Origin of the sequence: Vibrio sp. 10N.222.55.B11 (assembly GCF_041473705.1) — a bacterium.
GTDB classification, from domain to species: domain Bacteria; phylum Pseudomonadota; class Gammaproteobacteria; order Enterobacterales; family Vibrionaceae; genus Vibrio; species Vibrio crassostreae_C.
This window is the reverse complement of the sequence record NZ_JBFRST010000128.1, coordinates 1-18,649: the sequence shown is the minus strand read 5'-3', so window position 1 is coordinate 18,649 and position 18,649 is coordinate 1. Positions and strand designations below refer to the sequence as shown.

Annotated in this window: 15 protein-coding genes and 2 pseudogenes; 7 read left to right on the top strand and 10 right to left on the bottom strand. The window is 42.5% G+C overall.

The genetic code is table 11. The annotated features are described in order from the left end of the window. Positions 1-234: 234 nt before the first annotated feature. From AB4503_RS25265 to AB4503_RS25250, 4 genes and pseudogenes are all read right to left on the bottom strand, one after another. A pseudogene (locus tag AB4503_RS25265) lies at positions 235-540 on the bottom strand (IS1 family transposase); the annotation flags it as partial. A gap of 238 nt (positions 541-778) precedes the next feature. Next, a complete protein-coding gene (locus tag AB4503_RS25260) occupies positions 779-2,122 on the bottom strand; it encodes an McrC family protein (RefSeq protein WP_372115906.1) in 1,344 nt (447 codons plus the stop codon). A 2-nt stretch (positions 2,123-2,124) separates the two neighbouring features. Beyond that, on the bottom strand, positions 2,125-4,587 hold the full coding sequence (locus tag AB4503_RS25255) for an AAA family ATPase (protein WP_372115905.1): 2,463 nt from the start codon (positions 4,585-4,587) through the stop codon (positions 2,125-2,127). Positions 4,588-4,606: 19 nt separating this feature from the next. Then, a complete protein-coding gene (locus AB4503_RS25250; RefSeq protein WP_372115904.1) occupies positions 4,607-4,981 on the bottom strand; it encodes a hypothetical protein in 375 nt (124 codons plus the stop codon). A 640-nt stretch (positions 4,982-5,621) separates the two neighbouring features. On the opposite strand from AB4503_RS25250, the gene AB4503_RS25245 reads away from it, so the two are divergent. Continuing rightward, a complete protein-coding gene (locus AB4503_RS25245; protein WP_372115903.1) occupies positions 5,622-6,626 on the top strand; it encodes a helix-turn-helix transcriptional regulator in 1,005 nt (334 codons plus the stop codon). A 10-nt stretch (positions 6,627-6,636) separates the two neighbouring features. Here AB4503_RS25245 and AB4503_RS25240 read toward each other — a convergent pair whose 3' ends face one another. Continuing rightward, entirely contained in the window at positions 6,637-6,774 is a 138-nt protein-coding gene (locus AB4503_RS25240; protein WP_372115902.1) for a hypothetical protein, read from the bottom strand. Between the two features lie 149 nt (positions 6,775-6,923). On the opposite strand from AB4503_RS25240, the gene AB4503_RS25235 reads away from it, so the two are divergent. Then, complete coding sequence (locus AB4503_RS25235) at positions 6,924-7,478, top strand: hypothetical protein (RefSeq protein WP_372115901.1); 555 nt, start codon at positions 6,924-6,926, stop codon at positions 7,476-7,478. 56 nt (positions 7,479-7,534) lie between these two features. Here the strand turns inward: AB4503_RS25235 and AB4503_RS25230 are convergent. The 3 genes and pseudogenes from AB4503_RS25230 to AB4503_RS25220 form a co-directional block, all read right to left on the bottom strand. Continuing rightward, positions 7,535-7,711 (bottom strand): annotated as a pseudogene (locus AB4503_RS25230) (IS1 family transposase); the annotation flags it as partial. A 202-nt stretch (positions 7,712-7,913) separates the two neighbouring features. Next, positions 7,914-9,878 carry an AAA family ATPase gene (locus AB4503_RS25225; protein ID WP_372115900.1) on the bottom strand — a complete coding sequence of 655 codons (1,965 nt, stop codon included), beginning with the start codon at positions 9,876-9,878 and terminating at the stop codon, positions 7,914-7,916. Between the two features lie 283 nt (positions 9,879-10,161). Further along, complete coding sequence (locus AB4503_RS25220) at positions 10,162-10,758, bottom strand: tyrosine-type recombinase/integrase (RefSeq protein WP_372115899.1); 597 nt, start codon at positions 10,756-10,758, stop codon at positions 10,162-10,164. Between the two features lie 312 nt (positions 10,759-11,070). Here AB4503_RS25220 and AB4503_RS25215 point away from each other — a divergent pair, with 312 nt between their 5' ends. Further along, complete coding sequence (locus tag AB4503_RS25215; RefSeq protein WP_372115898.1) at positions 11,071-12,744, top strand: amidohydrolase; 1,674 nt, start codon at positions 11,071-11,073, stop codon at positions 12,742-12,744. 52 nt (positions 12,745-12,796) lie between these two features. Further along, positions 12,797-13,207, top strand: coding sequence for a hypothetical protein (locus AB4503_RS25210; RefSeq protein ID WP_017065034.1), 411 nt, complete (start codon positions 12,797-12,799; stop codon positions 13,205-13,207). Positions 13,208-13,211: 4 nt separating this feature from the next. On the opposite strand, the gene AB4503_RS25205 is transcribed toward AB4503_RS25210, so the two are convergent. Both AB4503_RS25205 and AB4503_RS25200 read right to left on the bottom strand, forming a co-directional pair. Beyond that, positions 13,212-14,102, bottom strand: coding sequence for a LysR family transcriptional regulator (locus AB4503_RS25205; RefSeq protein WP_017065035.1), 891 nt, complete (start codon positions 14,100-14,102; stop codon positions 13,212-13,214). Positions 14,103-14,687: 585 nt separating this feature from the next. Continuing rightward, positions 14,688-15,599 (bottom strand): LysR family transcriptional regulator, encoded by a 912-nt coding sequence (locus AB4503_RS25200; RefSeq protein WP_372115897.1) that lies wholly within the window; start codon positions 15,597-15,599, stop codon positions 14,688-14,690. 112 nt (positions 15,600-15,711) lie between these two features. Here AB4503_RS25200 and AB4503_RS25195 point away from each other — a divergent pair, with 112 nt between their 5' ends. From AB4503_RS25195 to AB4503_RS25185, 3 genes are read left to right on the top strand one after another with little or no spacing between them, the layout of a single operon-like run. Then, complete coding sequence (locus tag AB4503_RS25195) at positions 15,712-16,863, top strand: alanine racemase (RefSeq protein ID WP_372115896.1); 1,152 nt, start codon at positions 15,712-15,714, stop codon at positions 16,861-16,863. A 2-nt stretch (positions 16,864-16,865) separates the two neighbouring features. After that, on the top strand, positions 16,866-17,789 hold the full coding sequence (locus tag AB4503_RS25190; RefSeq protein WP_372115895.1) for an ornithine cyclodeaminase family protein: 924 nt from the start codon (positions 16,866-16,868) through the stop codon (positions 17,787-17,789). Then, on the top strand, positions 17,782-18,255 hold the full coding sequence (locus AB4503_RS25185; RefSeq protein ID WP_372115894.1) for a GNAT family N-acetyltransferase: 474 nt from the start codon (positions 17,782-17,784) through the stop codon (positions 18,253-18,255). Before AB4503_RS25190 ends, AB4503_RS25185 begins: the two co-directional genes overlap by 8 nt. Positions 18,256-18,649 lie beyond the last annotated feature (394 nt).

Here is an 18,649-nt window from a genome sequence, read left to right as displayed (position 1 = left end):
GGCTTCGTAATCTTGCCCTGGAGTTCGCTGGTAGTCGTCATAGTCGAAGAGCGGCTTAGTTCAACTCGTTTTTGGACAAAAGCACGTTAGAATTTTAGCTCTAACAAGAGCATGTCAGATCAGGAAAAGTATTATGAACCTTAGATGTCCCAATTGACCGTAGCTGTAAATGAAGATTTTTTACTGAAATTCACGATTAAAGAGTGATTAATTTTCGGTCGTGACGCCAACTTGTTAAACTAAGTAGAACTCACGCTCAATTAATGTGCCAATTACCTTGTCATGCATTTCCTCAGATTTAGAGAAACCAATGGTTTTGCGATTTAGCCGCTTTAATCGTGTTCTCAATGTCATATTCTGCCTTTCTATACGCTGGGTAAATAACGTCCCTATAATGTATTCTTCTACTGGGAGGTTTGATGAGTAAACTCTGAAATGATCAGTACAGAAAAAATTGATTGTAAATGGCTCTAGAAGCATCAATAAAGTCTGAAGAGCTTCCTCACTGCAACGTCCAAAAGTATGGGCGATGATCCGCTTAGGTTACGTCCAAATCCTCTTAACTGGCGGCTTGAGTCTCGCTTAATCCACAATAACCAAAACCTTATATCAGGCATTATTAACAGCCTGATACAACCAGTAAACACGACTTCTCGCTCTGCCATGAAAAAAAGAACTAACTATCTGCACTTAGCTCCAGTAGTCGGGATCACAACATATTTTAAAAGGATATATTGGTGCGCATGTTCAAAAAGCAGGAGTGAACCTCCTGCTTACATTATAAGTTGATTACCCACCGCAGTTTATTATCGTCAGGATTTGAGCCTACAGGCCAAATTACCCGACTCCCGCTTGGCTTTATCTCAAACGGAACGACCCATAATTTCAACGCTGTCGCTTTTCCATTAAGATCAGTAAACTCAAATGGCGCCTGAATAGGGCGAGTGAACGTGTCATGATAGGGGTAAATGAGAAACAAGTTTCCTTGACCTCCAAGGTAGTTATGCCCATAAGCAAACATTTGGTAGAAGTCAGCCTGTGACAAACCATATTTCTCCGAGCCCGTATTTTTATCCTGGTCGATTAGCTTCCACTTTGTATCTAGAACACAAATATTTTCACTGCCCTTTGTGACGAGAAGATCGGGTTTCAATTGAAACCAATTATGGTCACCATGTTTAACCAGGTGGGTACTTCGAGCTTGTGTTTTCAGCGTGTAATCAGATTCAAGCTGATTGGCTAAAATCGCGGCCACATACGACTCAAACACCGTCTCCATCGGGAACAAAAGCGAAATAGCCGAATTCGAACCTTTCATAGATTGTGGAGAAAACCCATCTAAAATCAAACGGGCCCACTCTAATGGGATCTTATAGTGCTTCATTCCTCGATCAAGCTTGAGCTTAGAAAAATCGACGGTATGATCCGTACTTAACGGGATATCATGAAACACAAAAGACAACTCTTGCTGTAGCTTTTGGTTACGAGCCGAGCGAGTTAATTTACCGACTTTGTGCATCGCTGTGTGAATTAGCCTATTGACAGGCCTGTCTTGCAAAAACTCATCATATTCACAAAAGAACTTATGCTTGTTCACAAAGTTGTGCTGTAGCTGCTTTCCCATATTCAGCTTACCTTTTAAATAAGCCAGATTATCTGTACGGGGCACATAGTCGCTACGCAAGCCGCGTTTTACCAGGGTGTTAACCGAGTCCAGAAACTGGCTGATGAACACTTCAAGTAGCGGCATTCTTTGCTTTTCGATATTAGCCGAATTGGTTTGGATATGGCGAAACTGCTTTAGCGCCTTAAGCATAACAAGCAGTGATTGGCGTGCCTCACTTTCATCCAATGTCTTAGACGTTTTAGGTAGCACTTCAATTTGCGTTCTATCGGGCGTAAATATGACACCCACATAATTTTGAACTTGCAGCACTTCCATACCATCGGTGATTTTTAGCTTTAAAAACCGGCTTTCCGATTCATCACATAAGCAACACTTCTTAAGGTATTCAAACGCATCATTTGAAATCACTTTAATGTCCTTGCGTGGTTTAGCCTTGTGACAAGCTGTCACAAAGCCAAACTCAAACACCGTGATATTTTTATCACCACCAGCCACGGTTATTCCTCATCGCTTGTTGTGGTGTTTATAGCCAACAAAGGTGAATAGATGGCCTGGTAGGCTTGCCTTTTTTTCCACACGCCATCACTGAATAAAGCGAGTTCATAACGATTTTCTAGCTGGCCATAATTGTCCGATTGGAAACCGCTGCCAAACAAATTGCTATATTCAATTTCTGTTGCGCGAACAAACTGTAAGTTTTCGTTCTTCTTCTGGTTATCGCCAAGAACCAGGCTGATCTTGCTCCAGTCTTCATAGAAATACTCTTCCAGCAGTGGCAATACTTTATTTTTGAACACTAATTGCAGCTCAGTAAATGCTGCCTCCTCTCCATCAGACTCCAGTGCTGCTTTCACCGGCATAAAAAAGGCGTGACCCAAGGTGTGTTCACGGTCGTACAATACTTCGATACGCTTGTTTAGTGTTTTCAGCAAGGTTTCAATATCAATGCCTTGCACTACCACGCCTTCAAACAGCTCGGGCTTTGGCATCATCTCAACAAAGTCAAAACGACGGCGCAGCGCGGTATCCATCATGGCTAATGAACGGTCTGCGGTATTCATGGTGCCGATGATGTAGAGATTGTCGGGAACAGAAAACAGTTTGTGCTTGGAATGGGGTAACGATATTTCCAGCTCTTCTTTTTTTCCTTTTCGTTTTGATGGCTCAATAAGCGTTATCAACTCGCCGAAAATTTTGGAGATATTGCCTCGGTTGATCTCATCAATAATCAGGACGTAGTTCTGTCTTTCTGGCTGTGGCTTATCACTGTGCAGCGCTACATTGTTTGCTTCTAAGTGGGCAAGCGTATCTGAGACAGATAAACGATTTAGAGGATAGCAAGTCGGCAGATTAAAACGCTTATTGCCATTTATTTCTTGAAAGTCTACTGAAAAATCTTTGGCTAGCCACCTAACAGGCAGCTGATGGCAGTACCCTTGTCCAGAATACAACCCTTCCTCTACAAATCGGTAATCCCCGCAGACTACACCGATGGCTTCGACAGATGTATTGCTGTCAATGCAAAGAACCAAATCGCCTTTCTCCATCTCTTGTGAAAAGTATTTAAGGGAGTTTTGATCATTTTTACCCAATAATGAAAAGTGCTCATTTTGAACATCTAAGGATAAATCTCCCGTGGCATCCCAGCCAATTGCAGCAATATTATTCTCTAAGCAATACGTTTTTCTTACGTTAGAATACGTATCCTCAATCGAAATTTTCCAAACACGGCCATTAGGATTAATGCTGGAATCTATATCCATGTGAGAGATTGATGCATCATCGCAGATTTTTTTAAATACTCCAGGCTCAATTTTATAATTGATTTTCCCGTCATCCGATTCTGCTTTTAGCCCTTCGACAAACTCTTCATAACCATAGCTTTGGTGGAAGGCAACGAATCGAATGCGTTTTTCAGCTACCAATGCTTCATATTTTGCTTTTAGCTGGCTTCTACGATCTTCCTCTGTAAGCTCCTTATTCTCCAGGCCTGTATAAAAATCAGGTTCAGCCGCTTTAACTGCCGCTTCGATGGTGTAGTAAGTTTTCCCCGTTCCCGGTGGGCCATAATAGATCGCGTTGAGCGCGGTTTGCTTGTTATTGTTAACATCATCTTTCATTGTTTGCTTCGCGCTATTTTTATTATCAAACCAAGCCACAATTTCTCCCTTTTGCCATTCTCCAACAACACTTTTCGCTGTAGAGTGAACAATCTGACCACTATAATTCCAGCCCGCGCCCTTATACTGATATTTATCTTCTTTACTATCCCAGAAGAAAATTGCACGCTTTTTGAAAGTCGATGAGCTTTTGGATAGCCCAGAATTCCACCGGTTGTAAGTAAAATCACTAGGCAAAATTGAACCTGGTTTTACATCACTTCCATATGCATCCTTCATAAGGTCGACAATCTCAGACGAGGTGAAGTTTATGTCTTTTTTATCCTCAAACAGAGACTGAAACATATCCAGGTAGGATTGCTTTCCTGGTTTATTATCTGGGTAGTCACTGGGTAAACGCCCGCTTCTGCCTACAGGAGCAAGCCCATTGCTGTGAACTTCGCCTATATTCAGCTTCAAGAAATTAACGAGGTTATCTAACTCTGCTTGGAAGTCATCGCCATTCCAGTTGAAGTAATTTTTTTGACCAGGCCTAGTTTTATCCACCGCCCACGTTCCCAAGCTTAAGGTTTCCAAACCATCCTTTAATTTACGACAGCTAACTCCGAAACCAAAGTTGCTAGGCTTTAAAGATATATGGAAAAGGTGCTTGCCTTTACCACTGCCTTCTTTTAAGCCAACGCGGATGCCAGGATTACCTTCCCACGAATCAAACTCCCCCAGTACTTCACTTATAGCCTCAATCAAGGTGCAAAAGTTGCTTTGAACTTGCGCGGACCACTGTTTGTTTGCGTAAAATACATTGATGTAATCATCATTTATAAAATCGTTCACATTCATATCGTTCTGCTAATACTTCTCATTGTTCTTGTTGGTATCTGTCATGTAATGCTTGCTGAATATGGTAACTGTAATCTGTTGCTAACAGTGTAAGCACTGAATCATTCACACTGATATTCATTGCCAGCATCCACCTCATAAATTCACTGTCACTGAGTGCTAACTGATCCTGCAGTTCCACTGCCAAATTCGGATTACAGGCTAGTCCTTCATCAATAAATTCATGCTGTTCCGTAGCGAGTTGAAAATGAAGTGACGCCGGTAGTGCCGCATGAGTTGCAATAGAAGCTCGAACACGCAAGCTGTCATCGTGTGCCAGCCGTTCATTCCCTTGCACAGGCAAACTCGGGTTATAGGCCAACGCCACTCGAACATTCTCTGATGGATGCTTCAACAATAAACTCATAAGTGAGGGAGGAGGCTTTCATTGCCTGCTAAGCATTCACAGATCAGTTCATTATTCTCGTAGTACAACCTTTGCTGTAGTTCGCCCATCAAGGCAGGATTGCCAGCGAGCTCAGCCAATATAGAAACATCTCTTTTGATAAGCTCTCGTTGGTTCGCCGGAAATAAACGGATGTTACTCGCGAGCGACTCCAGTACTTCACTGCTTTTATCGTCAAGCAGAACGCTCTGCCACTTATCCGATACCGCTGGATTTTCAGCAAGGCTACTTCTGACCCATTCATTAGGGTGTGAGAGCAGGCGTTCAATAATCGAATCGTGTAAGTGAGTGCTCTACGCTATGATCACGAGTTGATCACCATCTAATATGATTGATTAATTTTTCTTGGGTTTCTAACCCAATACATTGCTTATGAATCATACGAACGACAATTAACCTCACTGAGCAGAGGTAGGCATTATCATCACCAAAGCGATAAATTCTGTAGTTTACCCCCCCCCCCCCCCCCCCTGGATTATAAATTCAATATTCGGGCAAAATAATGATCTAACACACCATAACCAAGGGTAATGGCAGCGTAAAATACTACCTTCTTCCATCTCAGTCCTAAAACAAGCTTTGTGTCACAATGTCTGATATTCGTACTCAACGCCATATGACGATTCTTCGTTATCTTCCAGAGCAACCAAACAGCACAACAACCACTGAGTTAAAATGCAGACTTGAGACCGACGGTTTCGATGTTTCTCTTAGAACGTTGCAACGCGATATAGAATCGCTGTGCTGTCACTACCCAATAAACTGTGATGAAAGCGCCCGGCCTCACCGCTGGTTTCGCATCAAAGGTGTTACTGATACCAGTATCGGTATGACGCCAAGTTCCGCGCTGGCGATGCAGATGCTGAAAGAACAATCGAATTACCTGTTGCCGCAGCAGGTACTCGAAAACCTCAACGTTTTTTTTGCTCAAGCAGAGCGCAAATTATCAGCAAGTCAGTCTAATCCCCTGTTGCGGTGGCCAAGCCGTATTGCAAACCTTGCCCCTGGTTTTCAACTGCATCCGCCAAAATTGAATAATGCGATTTTACAAACGGTGGAAGACGCACTGCTCCATCAAAAAGTGCTTGAGCTGGATTACCAGGCAAGACCGCCACGACAAGCCAAAACCTATCAGGTCAATCCTTTGGCCCTGGTGATCCGTGGATCGGTTTACTACCTGGTGGCGACCCTGACTGACAGCTCGGAATTTCGTCACTTTGCTCTGCATCGCGCTCGACAGGCAAACATCATTGAGCAGGCATCGGTAAATCCGAACGATTTCGATTTGTCTGACTATATAGCCCGGGGCAGCTTGAGCTTTCCTAAACAAGAAATGATAGTGCTTAAGCTAAAGGTGAACGCGATTGAGGGTTATCATCTCCTTGAAAATCCGTTGTGCTCAGATCAAACCGTCAGTTATCCCGTAGGCGATCTACAGCACTTTATTATTGAAGCTCAGGTCAATCACACCGAAGAGTTAAGATGGTGGCTGATGTCAATATCAGACATCAGTGAGGTGCTAAGCCCAAGCAGATTGCGTAAAGAAATTGCCGCAAGCCTAAAAAAGGCGTTGCAGCAATACGACGGTTGTTAAAAAGTGTAAATCACTTCAGTTCTTGAGTTTTTACCCAGCCAATCTGGCTTTTGGGCGGAGCTGCTTCGCGAATGCGCTTGTAAGCGTCGCTAACGTGGTAAGCCCAAACACGCTGTTTGGTTAAGCGTCCATTTAAATTGTATGTCACTAGGTACTCTTTCATCTTTTTCCTCATCAATATTGAGTTCTGCGATGAATTATCCATAGCCAAGCGACAAGTGAAGTCACATGATAACGCGACATTTTTTGTCGCTTATGCACGTTATCTTTCCACTCTAAACAGGAGGGTATAAAACGATGATGCTGCTACTCAGTGAAAAAGAACAATGGGGTTTGATTGATAGTGAAGTTATAACAAGAACGCCTCATCAACAGTCACGTACGCCGCCCAACCAAGCAGGCATTGTTATTGTTGATATCCAAAATCCAGATGAAGCCTTATTGTGTTGGTTGCGTTCACGAACTCAGCCAACATTGTGGTGGCGGCCCAAACATCAGGTTATCCCCCATCACTGCACGGTCTACTCCCGCGCCTGCTCACTAAATAAATTTATCGGTATAATGAACCAGCTTTATCAAAGCAAAGGGATGATTACTTTTGGAAGTGGCGAACTAATGAGCCTGCTTGAAGGCAAGCGGACACTCTTCGTGGCGCGCGACCCACTTTCTAATAGCTTCCAACACTATAACAAGACATGGGCGGTAGGTCTTATCGTCAACACTGGTTTAGACGACTCACTAACAGCAATCGAAAGACGCTTTAGCCACCTGAAAGCAGCGTGGAAGTGCTCTACATGGTTTTCAGTGTTTTGGGAAAAGGAATCAGGACAACACTTTATGTTATTGACATAATAATGAGTAAAGTACGAAGACAAGTGTGCTATGTAAATGTGATTGGGGCGACTGTGTTATACCTTTTCTGGTCGTGATGCCAACTTGTTGAAGGAGCACGTATAAAATTCACGTTCAATGAATGTGCTAATGACTTTGTCATGCATTTCTTCAGATTTAGAGAAACCAATGGTTTTGCGATTTAGCCGCTTTAATTGCTTTCTAAATGCCAGACTCAGCCGACTTTCAATCCTTAATGCTAACGCACCTTCTTCAGTAGGAGGTTGTTTAGCCTGGTTGTTAACGCTAGATAGATAAATTTCTGCCTTTTGTTATGTCTCGCAAGGCTATGAGATTAGAAAAATGTATGGTTAATCAACATTAACAGACTGTGAATGAGCCTTTACACTAACAAGAAACGGGGCACAAACGCACTAGAAACGTGAGATTAACACCTCAAATAGCGGCAGCACTTGCGCTGTCCGCCTGCTTTGACTTGTTAGCTTCTGTTGTACTTGAGCCCAGAATACTATTAACTAACTCCTGTAAAGTATCTGACTTTAAGCCTGCTTTCCAAGCGCTTTCTAGCGCCCTTGAGACAGCTAAGGGGTTTTTCTTTAATCCACCTGCATTCCCGTAATAGGCAGCTGCTTGATCTTCATGTTGCTTCCAATCTTCACCAAACTCAGGCCCTATTGTGTTTGTTATATTTGTTTTCCACATTCTAAGGTTAGATTTTTTCACATCGTTACTTGGCCAATGTTCATTTTTGTCATGACCTAATAGATGCAAAATAGCAGCATTATCGTTTTTGTGTTTGTTGATTTCAGATTCTCTTGTTTTGTCGGTGTCAGCATCACAAACTACAAACACTTCGATATTAAGTAATTTTGCTATTGCTAACGGTTTTATTAATTCATTTTTTCCACCAACTGGAATTATATGGTAACCAGAACGCCTAAATTCTGACAATTTACCCATCAATTGAACATAAGAGGTTAAATAAGCCACATCCTCAATTCCTTCGACTAATATCAGTTTCTTGCTAAAAAACATCTCACTAATTTCAGGACGTAGTGTTGGGTAAAGCTTAGCGATCATACCGCTTTCTTTAACGGCTTTCTCCCCAGCATCCTTTAACTCTTTTACTAAATCGTCATACTTTAATGAGGTTACTGATGAAGAAACCGGAGAACCAACCTCTCTTACCATTCTCACCGTATGGAAATCATCACTTGGTATAAAATATGGACTATGCGAGCATACAACGATTTGAGAATTATCATTAGCTAGGTCTTGTAAAACTTCTGATAAATACCTCGCTTGAGGTGGGTGTTGATATAACTCAGGTTCTTCAATCGCCATAACTAGCGTAGGGGCGTTTTCGTCATCAATGTCAGCTAGCTCTTGAAGTAGAGTTAATAGATATGATCTCTGCATTCCATGACCAAAGCGAGCTAATTCACTTTCAAAGCCTTTTTCCCCAATTTGTATATGAGCAAATGGCTCTTCGATTTTTATGGCTTTATCAGCATCACTTTTCCAAAGAACTTTTGCAGTTGCGCTTGGATTAGCCCAAAGCTTTAGCTTAGTTTCCAATGAATCAGATATGCTCGAAAGAACTCCTTGTTCTGCTTCAAGCATTGATTGATAGTTTTGTTTTAGGTCATTTCTTAAACTGGTAACTTTTTCTGTGAAATTGACCTTTGATCTTATGGCCCGCGACAATAGCTGTCCAAGAGCAGAATTTTTGTTTTCCTCTGCTTCTTCTGAAAAATCTTTTGACGCGGATACAAATACCCACTGTAAATGCGGGGCGAGTCTGTTTGCACCTTTTGAAACACCATAAAACTGATCCTCACTTGGGATAAGGCTACAATTTTCAGGATGATCGGCCTCAAATGAGTTGAGTGCGTCAGCCATGTCGGCTTTTGAACTTGCTGTTGATATATCAGGCCACTTGTCTCTCAAGTTAGCAAATATCTCTTTTAGTTCCTTTGCTGGTTTCTTAGCTTTTTCAGCCTCAAACCAAACTTTAAACTCGGTCATGCCGAGTCTATTACCAAATTGCTTTACTTCAGCCCTTTCTGTTCCCTCGTCATATTCAGCCTTAGCCGTAACAACTAACTGGTCCTGTCTTACATAATCAGCTAGCCCTTTTTTAGCCTCTGTCGAAAGGTCTTTGAAAGTCACCGTAATTGAGATTGGTTCACTCGTATTTTTATGGTGAAAGTCATCAGCAGAAAGTTTGCTTAAGTCGGTTTTAGAGTCTTTATGCTGACGAAAGAAAACATTCAGTGCATTCATTACTGTTGATTTTCCGGCACCATTTGGACCAACCAAGCAGTTATAATCATCGAAGTTTACAGTTTCGTCTTTAAAAGACCGGAAGTTTTGAATTCTAACTGACTCTAATTTCATGTTCATCCTTGTTTAAGAAGCTAACATCTTATTCAATAGCGTTGTGCTCTGTTTAAACAGAGCATCGTCTGCCAATGTGAGTTTTTCACACACTACCAAAGCCCCATGCGTCTGATAGCACTATCACAACTGCACTCATAACTGTACACGCTGCATGGTCAATCAGGCGTGATGACATTAGCAAAAATAGGGGAAGAACCAACAGAACGCGCTATGCTGGACTGCTGGCCAAAATGACTTTGTGGCACAGGCTTTTCAGGAGAAAAGCCTGTATCAGCAAGCCTCAGCAGTCTGTTTGCTCTGAGAGCCTCAGAGCGTCTTCCAGTTCCACTCCAAGGTAACGAATAGTGTTATCTAGCTTCGAGTGCCCCAGTAAAATCTGTACCGCTCTGATGTTTTTTGTTTTGGCATAGATCAAGGTTGCTTTAGTACGGCGCATGGAATGAGTGCCATAGTAGTCCGCATTCAATCCAAGTTTTACTGCCCAGTTCCTGATAATCGATCGATAGAATGAGTAGCTGATAGGTTGTCCTTTTTGGCGACCACTTGGAAACAAAAAACTGCTTGCCTCTAAGGATGCCGAGTAGATCCATCGGCTAATACTTTGTTGCGTTCTCGGGGTAATCTCGTAGTGGACGTCGGTGCCAGTTTTTTTCTGGATGTATTGAACCCTTTCATAGATTACACCTTGCGAAGAAACATCATATACATGCAGCCTTAGTAAATCACTTGCCCTTAATTTGCTATCAATGGCTAAGTTCAATAGTGCAAGCTGCATTAGGTCGCTTTCAAGCTCTAGCCTAGTTCTAATTCGCCAAATTTCTTCCAACTTGAATGGTCGTTTAATGCCGCTGCATTTTCCCGAAGATAACTTTCTCATGTTGACCTCCTCTTCGATATTATTGGTCAACATAAAGTCTGGCTATAAACTGAAACTGTTCCAGCCTGATAGCCATCGATCACGCAGTCGTTCAGGGTGCTCAGAATCATCCGTGGACAATACTTTGTTAGATTAATTGCTTTAACAAGAGTGCAATATATAAGAATAAGTAACTTGAAATCTGATTTGTGCAGACTACCCCAAGATTCTAATACTCACTATTTTTCATTTATTTTTTGACTACTGTAGACTTTCTTCAAACCACCTACTTCCTATACTCACAGATATTGTGGGACATTAAAGGATCAATATATGAACCGAGTTTACTCACTTGCATTAATAGCGAGCTTAACCATGAGTCCAATTTCTCTTGCTGCTGAACAAGCGGATGTGATTATCACTAACGCCAAGATTTACGGTTACGACGATGCAGATGCTATCGCGATTTACGATGGTAATATTGTGTATGTTGGTAATACACCCGAAGTCAATGCCTATCGGACCTCGACAACTAACATTATCAATGTTGAACAAGCTTTTGTGATGCCGGGTTTTATCGATAACCACAACCATGTGTTTGAAGCGGCTTCGGAGGCAGGGGGCAATTGTGAGCTGAATATGGATGCTTCACTGGAAGAGCAGATCCCCTATCTAAAAGCGTGTCGTAAGCAAGCTAAGTCGAACGAATGGCTAATGGGTTATGGCTTTTCTCTTGATGCAATCCTAAGTGAAGACAACCGTTATACACCTTTAGAAGTGATTGACCGTATTTTCCCGGATCAACCAGTGGTGATTATGGAGCAGACTTCCCACTCCATGTGGGTGAATTCAGCAGCCCTTAAGCAAGCAGGCATCTCCAAACACTCCCAAGAACCACAAGGCGGCAAGATTCTTAAAGACGATGAAACTGGAGAACTCAATGGCATTTTGCTTGATAATGCGGGCGATATTGTTATGGAGATGGCATGGAACAGCTTAGAGAGCCAATTTGATCAAAGTTACGAAGGCTTAATGGCAGGCCTTGAAGAAGCGGCCGCTCATGGTATAACCACAATTGGTGACGGTCGATTATATTGGAAACGTGGCTGGTATGAAGTGTGGAAACAAGCTGAAGAAAAAGGAAACTTAACGGCTCGTGTATCGCTTCGCCCGTGGATTTACCCGGCCGACTCCATGGAACCCCAGCTTACATTTTTAAAGAAAATTAAATCCAGCGACAAATCTCGTTTGCTACTGGTGGATCAGGTGAAAATGTATAGCGATGGTATTTTCATTAACGGAACTGCAAAAACACTGGCTCCGTATCTAGACACCTATATTCCTGACGAGCCATACGGCATCAACTATATTCCACCGCAGCAAATGAAAATCTGGCTTGATGAGTTAAATCAAATTGGTTATAGCGCTCATATTCATGCTATAGGTGATGGAGGTATTCGTGAGTCACTGAATGCTATCGAATATGTTCGCAGTCAAGGCGCAGACAAACCTTATACACTAACTCATGTGGAGCTGGTGAACTCAAAAGATGTCCCGCGTTTTGCCAAGCTGAATGTAACGGCAGATTTTCAGGTTGGCTCTGATTATGTGGCTTACCATGATCACAAATGGGCAGAAGTTTTTCTTGGTGCTAAACGCACCAGAGCCATGATGAACCTGAAAGCCATCTTTGATACAGGGGCTAACGTCTCTTTGAGTAGTGACTGGAATGTGCATGATATCAATCCGTTAGTTGGTATCGCCAATAGCCTTAAAATGGGTAAAACGGGATTGCCGGATATTCATTCAGCGATTGATGCTTACACAACCAACGCCGCAGAAAGTTTGGGAATCAGTGATATTACAGGTTCGATAGAAGTCGGAAAATCAGCAGACTTTGCCATTTTGGAACATGATATTACCCGCTTGCGGGTAGGTGAGATTGCCGACACTAAGATCTTAATGACAATGTTACAGGGTGATATAGTTTTCGACTCAGAAGAGTAACTAAAAAGGTGCAGGATGTTTCCGGCACCTTATTTTTTCCACGGAGGTAAGAGTGCTACGTAAACGTTTCTATATTGAAGTGAGCCTGAAACAACTAATACTGCTGGTGATCCTTGTCCCGGTACTGTTTAGCTGCACCTTCGATAGCATGCGCGATATGGAACATGGTAATCAGTCGGCGATTTTAGCCGTTATTGGGCTCATGATGGCTGCTGGTATTATTGGCGTGTTTGAAGCGACATACCAGAAAACTCAGCTTGCTAATCAGATTCAGCGAATTCTGGTTCACTTCACTAAGCTACTTCTCTTTACTGGTATTTCTGAGCTTATGATCTTGGCGATAGCGGCTATTGGCACCACATCAACGGTATGGGACGATCCATTGCTATGGGCGCTATTACCTATTTACGCCTCCCTGTATATCTATGATTGGTGGGATGCGCTTATCGCAGCGTCTGACTAATTCGCTACTTGTATTGGTGTTTCTGGGGCAGAAGATGGTAGTGTTTAAAGGCTTTAATTACCATACTCCCACTTTCAGAAAGGGTTAGTCCGTTGCGCCAACACAGCTCAACTTTTCGGTCAATGCCAGAGAGTTCGAAGTCGCATTTGAGAGCAACCAGTAGGCCGTTTTCGATTTGCGTGCTAACACACTCCTCTGGTAAAAACGCAAATCCCTTATTGTGTTTGAGCATAGCTATGAGGGGATCGATATCTGAGAACACACAGTAACACGGGCTAAAACCATCGTTGTCTTCGCTACTTACTTCACCCCATACTAACTCGCGGTATTCACTCAAGTCCTTACTGGTAACGTGAGATAACTGAGCCAGTGGATGGTCAGGACTACAGACTAGAATTTCTCTATAGTACCCTAGACGGCAATAATCGAAATGTTTGTGATGAATAGTTTCCGACTCATGGGTAATTATGACATCTACATGACCATCGCCTAAGTCTTGCTCCAGTTGGGTTCTTTCATCGCGATAGACCTCAACACTCAAATGGGGTAAATCTAAAACAGAGGCTAGAGGTTGCGTAAACACAATGTCAGGGATGTAGTTTTCAATCCCTATGGTCAGTACAGTCGGCTCATTTTGCATAAGCATTTCAGCACCTTGGACAAACTTATCAAGGTGGCTCAGTGTATGAGTAAGATGGGGAAGTAAACGTTCCCCGTCTTTACTCAAAGTGGTTTTATTTCCTGTTCGGTCAAAGAAGTTAACCCCCAGATCGATTTCCAGATCAGAAATCCATTGACTAACCTGAGATTGCTTTTTACCCAGTTTACGTGCCGCGGCAGAAATCGATCCAGTTTCTACGGCTAATAACAGTGCTTTTAGATGAAGTGTGTTCATAGACCAATACTTAGAGTTGATGGTGCTTTGACTAATTCCAGTATGTATTAAATGCGTGACTCATTTCTTGAGATCTCAGCTCAGCCAAATTACACAATAAGTCCTTGTTCTTTATCAATTAAGACATATGTAGAATTAATAATTCTACTCGAAGATAAAAAAATATTAATAGAAAATTCTCCGCGCCCACCTATCTTGAATTACTATGCTCAGCGCGTAGCACCCGAAAAACAAGCCCTATTCGAAGAAAGCATACCGTTCTAACCCAAAAAAGAATGTATTAAAGACATATATGAAAAAAGATAAAGTAAATCACCAATAACATTTTTAAACTAGGCAAACACTCTAAATTGTTTTGGGGCAGAAGTGCTTCATAGTGAATTTTGCAACAGGCTGTTGCAAAATTGGGGTTGGAGTTTGTCCAGCAGCCTGTTGGACATTCGATGAAGCAGGCAATTTACTAATTGTGCAGCAGCTTGTTGCACAAATAAATCTCATGTTGGTTTCATGCGCACTAAACACGTCTTGGGGCAAAGGTGTGTTTGCCATGATCGGCGCTAGCACACCTCTGATAACAACATACTATCAACTTAACCACGGCGCTTTTTGACATTGCGCTTTCAATAGGGATAAAAAACCAGTGACTCGCGCTGCTCTCTCATGCGCAGCAGAACTTACTAGGGCAACAATATCGGCACTTGGAAGCTCGTAATCAGGTAGTAGTTGCACTAATTTTCCACCATCAATCTGTGACTGAACATCCCACTCAGATCGCATGATGATACCCAAGCCTTGTAACGCCCAGTCTTTAATCACTCTGCCCTCATTACTGGCAAGAGAAGGGCGAATACGAACACTTTCTATGGCCCCTGACACTGCATGAGTAAAGCTCCACAGCGTGACATCTTCATTATTTTCTCTCAAGGCAATACATTGATGCTTCTTAAGATCTTGCGGAGTTTTAGGCTGTCCATGACGCGATAAATACTCTGGCGAAGCGCAAACAAAGCGTTTGTTTGGGGCCAAACTCACCATCTTAAGGCTGGAATCCGCTAAGTGGCCAATGTAGATGATAACGTCCCATTTATGATGGTTTGCCCAGTTTGGGTTGTCTGACAATTCTAGCTCCACCTCCAGGCGCGGATGAGCTTGTTTATACTCACCTAACAAAGGGGTTATCACATCATTGCCAAAGCCAAGGGGCGCCAACACCCGTAGACGACCACTGACATCCCCTCGGCTTTCATTGAGCTTATCGGTGAGCTCATCCAAATCCTCAAGGATCGAAATACCCGTATCGACTAAAACACGGCCTTCTTCTGTTAGGCTAACCACACGCGAAGGTCGTTGAAGTAATTTAAGCGATAGCTTCTTTTCGATATGTTGAATACGCTGAGTGACTGATGGCGGCGTTATATTGAGCGCACGAGCCGCATCGGCCAATGTTCTATGGTTAGACACTACCACAAGAAACCGAATATCTTCTGTCGTCAACATTAACTTTCAACCTAATCTATAAGTAGATTTTTGTTAATATAATTCAACTTTCCGCTACTTCATAATCATTTCATCGAGATTGAATGTCACTTTGCAAGCTTAGGTAAATGAAATGATTAAATATACTGAACGCCCTGATTTAGAAAAAAAATACAATGCCATCGGCACACCATTTCTCTACTTGGACAAACAAAAGTTTTTGAATAATCTCGCTCAAATGCGTAGCCATATGTCGAAGCTAGGCACGCCACTAAGACCTCACTTTAAAACGGTAAAGTCGTTAGATGCGCTTCCTTACTTAATTGACTCTCTAGAGGCCCCGATCACTGTATCTACCCTTGAGGAAGCGGAACAGCTTGCTAATTATGGTTGTAAAAACATTCTCTATGCCGTTGGTATATCAAAAGAAAAGCTGTTAAGAGTCGAAGTGTTACTGAAACGCGGCATCAGCATTGTGGTTTTACTTGATAGCATGGAACAAGCCGATTTCGTTAACTCCTACTGTCAAGAACATGGGTGTGTCATTAGCTGCCTGATAGAGATTGATTGCGACGGACACCGAGGTGGAGTAAGTGCAGACTCCGAGGTCTTGATTGCAATGGCTAAGAGCTTAGATAAAGGTTTTGCCGATTTTAAAGGCGTGATGCTCCACGCGGGCGAGTCTTACCACTGTTCGTCTCAAGAAGCGCTAACTCAATCAGCCAGTAATGAAGTAGCGACTGCACAACTTGCAGCGAAACGCCTCGAATCAGTGGGGATTCATTGCGCAATAGTCAGCATTGGGTCTACCCCAACGGCATGTTCATACACAAACACAAGTGGAATTACAGAGGTAAGAGCGGGCGTCTATTCGTTGTTTGATTTGGTGATGCATCGGCTTGGAGTATGTACCTTAAATGATATCGCAATCTCAGTAGTAAGTAGTGTTATTGGACACAACAAATCGAGGGGACAAATATTTGTTGATGCTGGTTGGATGGCTCTTTCTTTAGATAAAAGTCATGACGAACAATGTTATGGCGTGGTTCTCCAGCCGAATGGTCAAGAGAGTCAAATACTCAAAGTCGTGCAGGTAAATCAAGAGCACGGCATACTTGAAGCGCACTCTGGAAGCGAGATCGACTTCGGATGTTTTCCCATTGGTTCTCGAGTTCACATTGTCCCAAATCATGCATGTTCTACAAGCGCAATGCACCGTCAATACCATGTCTTTGACTTGGTCGAGGGTCAAATTGAACAATGGCAACGTGTTTCAGGGTGGTAAACATGATTTATCTAGATGAAAAAACGACAGCAGCGTTAATTACTCACGAACTGGCATACAAAGCGGTCAAAGCGGCATTTTCCGCAGTACAAGAGCAGCACTCATCAATATTTCCAGTGGTTAACGCATCAGGTCCGATAGAAGGCTCAATGTTTTCACTCAAATCAGCACGCACAGATCAATTGCTTGGTTGGAAAATGGGAAGTTATTGGCCTTACAATAACCAAGCTGGGCTACCAAACCATGGTACTCATATCTTTCTTCTCTCACCTGATACGGGAGAAATGAAAGCCATTTTGTCAGCAAGTTTGGTTAATGCCTACCGAACCGCTGCAGCTGATGCCATCGCAGTTGATCTATTGGCGAGACAAGATTCATCGGTACTCGCGTTATTTGGCACGGGTCATCAAGCTAAATATGAAGCGCTTGCCATTTCAAAAGTTAGGAACCTATCTAACGTCCTGATTGTTGGTAGAAACCAGACTAGCGCTAACCAACTGGCGCAAGAGCTAAGCAATGAAGGTTTAACAACTGATATCAAGACTGCTCAAGAAGCCTGTGAAAGCGCAGATATTATTGTCACCGTCACGGCATCCAACGCCCCTTTGTTTGAATCTTTGTGGGTAAAACCTGGAACTCATATCTCTGCAATGGGAGCAGATAAAATAGGAAAACAAGAACTGCCACCATCGCTGTTTGAGAACGCCACCCTCTACTGTGATTATTTACCGCAGTCAAAAACGATTGGTGAGTTCCAGCATGCATCAGATAAAGAGATCCATCAGATCGGTGACAAGCTTCAATTAAAAGAAAGGAACAAAAACGACATTACTATTTTTGATAGCTCAGGAATTGCCTACCAAGATCTTTATATTGCTCAAATAATTTTAGATAAATACCTATCCAAGGAAGATGACCATGAATAACGTTAGCTTTTTAAAAATAAACGGTAACACCATCGATGACATTATTGACCTTACAGTGGGAGAGCTTCAAAAGCACCTCATTGCTAATAACGCAGAATGGCTTGCTGAGGCCAGTTTTAATGATGATAGCGTCAGCTACGGCATTTATTTAAACGACGAGGCAGCGGGTCTAATCTCGCTGATTGACCCTAGAATACTCGACACACACGATGATCACTTTCAAAAGGAGCACTTGTATGTGTGGCGAGTCATGATTGACCATCGTTTCCAAGGAAAGGGATTAGGGAATAAAGCAATTAACTTCAGTAAGCAATACGCTTCTATCATTGGTTTAAAAGGTGTGTCCCTAACCACAATGGATAAAGAAGAAGGGAATGCGCTCGATATATATCAAAAACTCGGCTTTACACCAACGGGCAGAAGACTTGATGATGAAATTGAATTAATTTTTGGCTTAAAGGAATGAGTGGATAAACAAGTCAGATGGTGTGTCTGGGACGGCTATTTGGCCGCCTCATTTTATACTTCAACTGTAAAGGTATTGAAGAGTTCATTCAAAAACGCTGACCCCTCGTGCACTCTCACCTCCCCCCGGTCACAGAGTAACCAACAATCAAATTGACTCTTATTCAGTCTCCGTAACCTTTAAAGATCTTGAATCGCTTCGATGAGCTTTTTGACTGGAGTATGGTCTGACTCTATCCTATTGTCCATACTATCTAAATATGCTGACTACCTAGAGTGAAGAAAGAAAATGTGTCGGGCCTTTTCCTAACCATTAGTTTATGTATTGTAAAAATAGATTGCCGATGTAGTTCACTCATCGAAGTGAACACACAATGGGGCGTGCGACGTGAAGT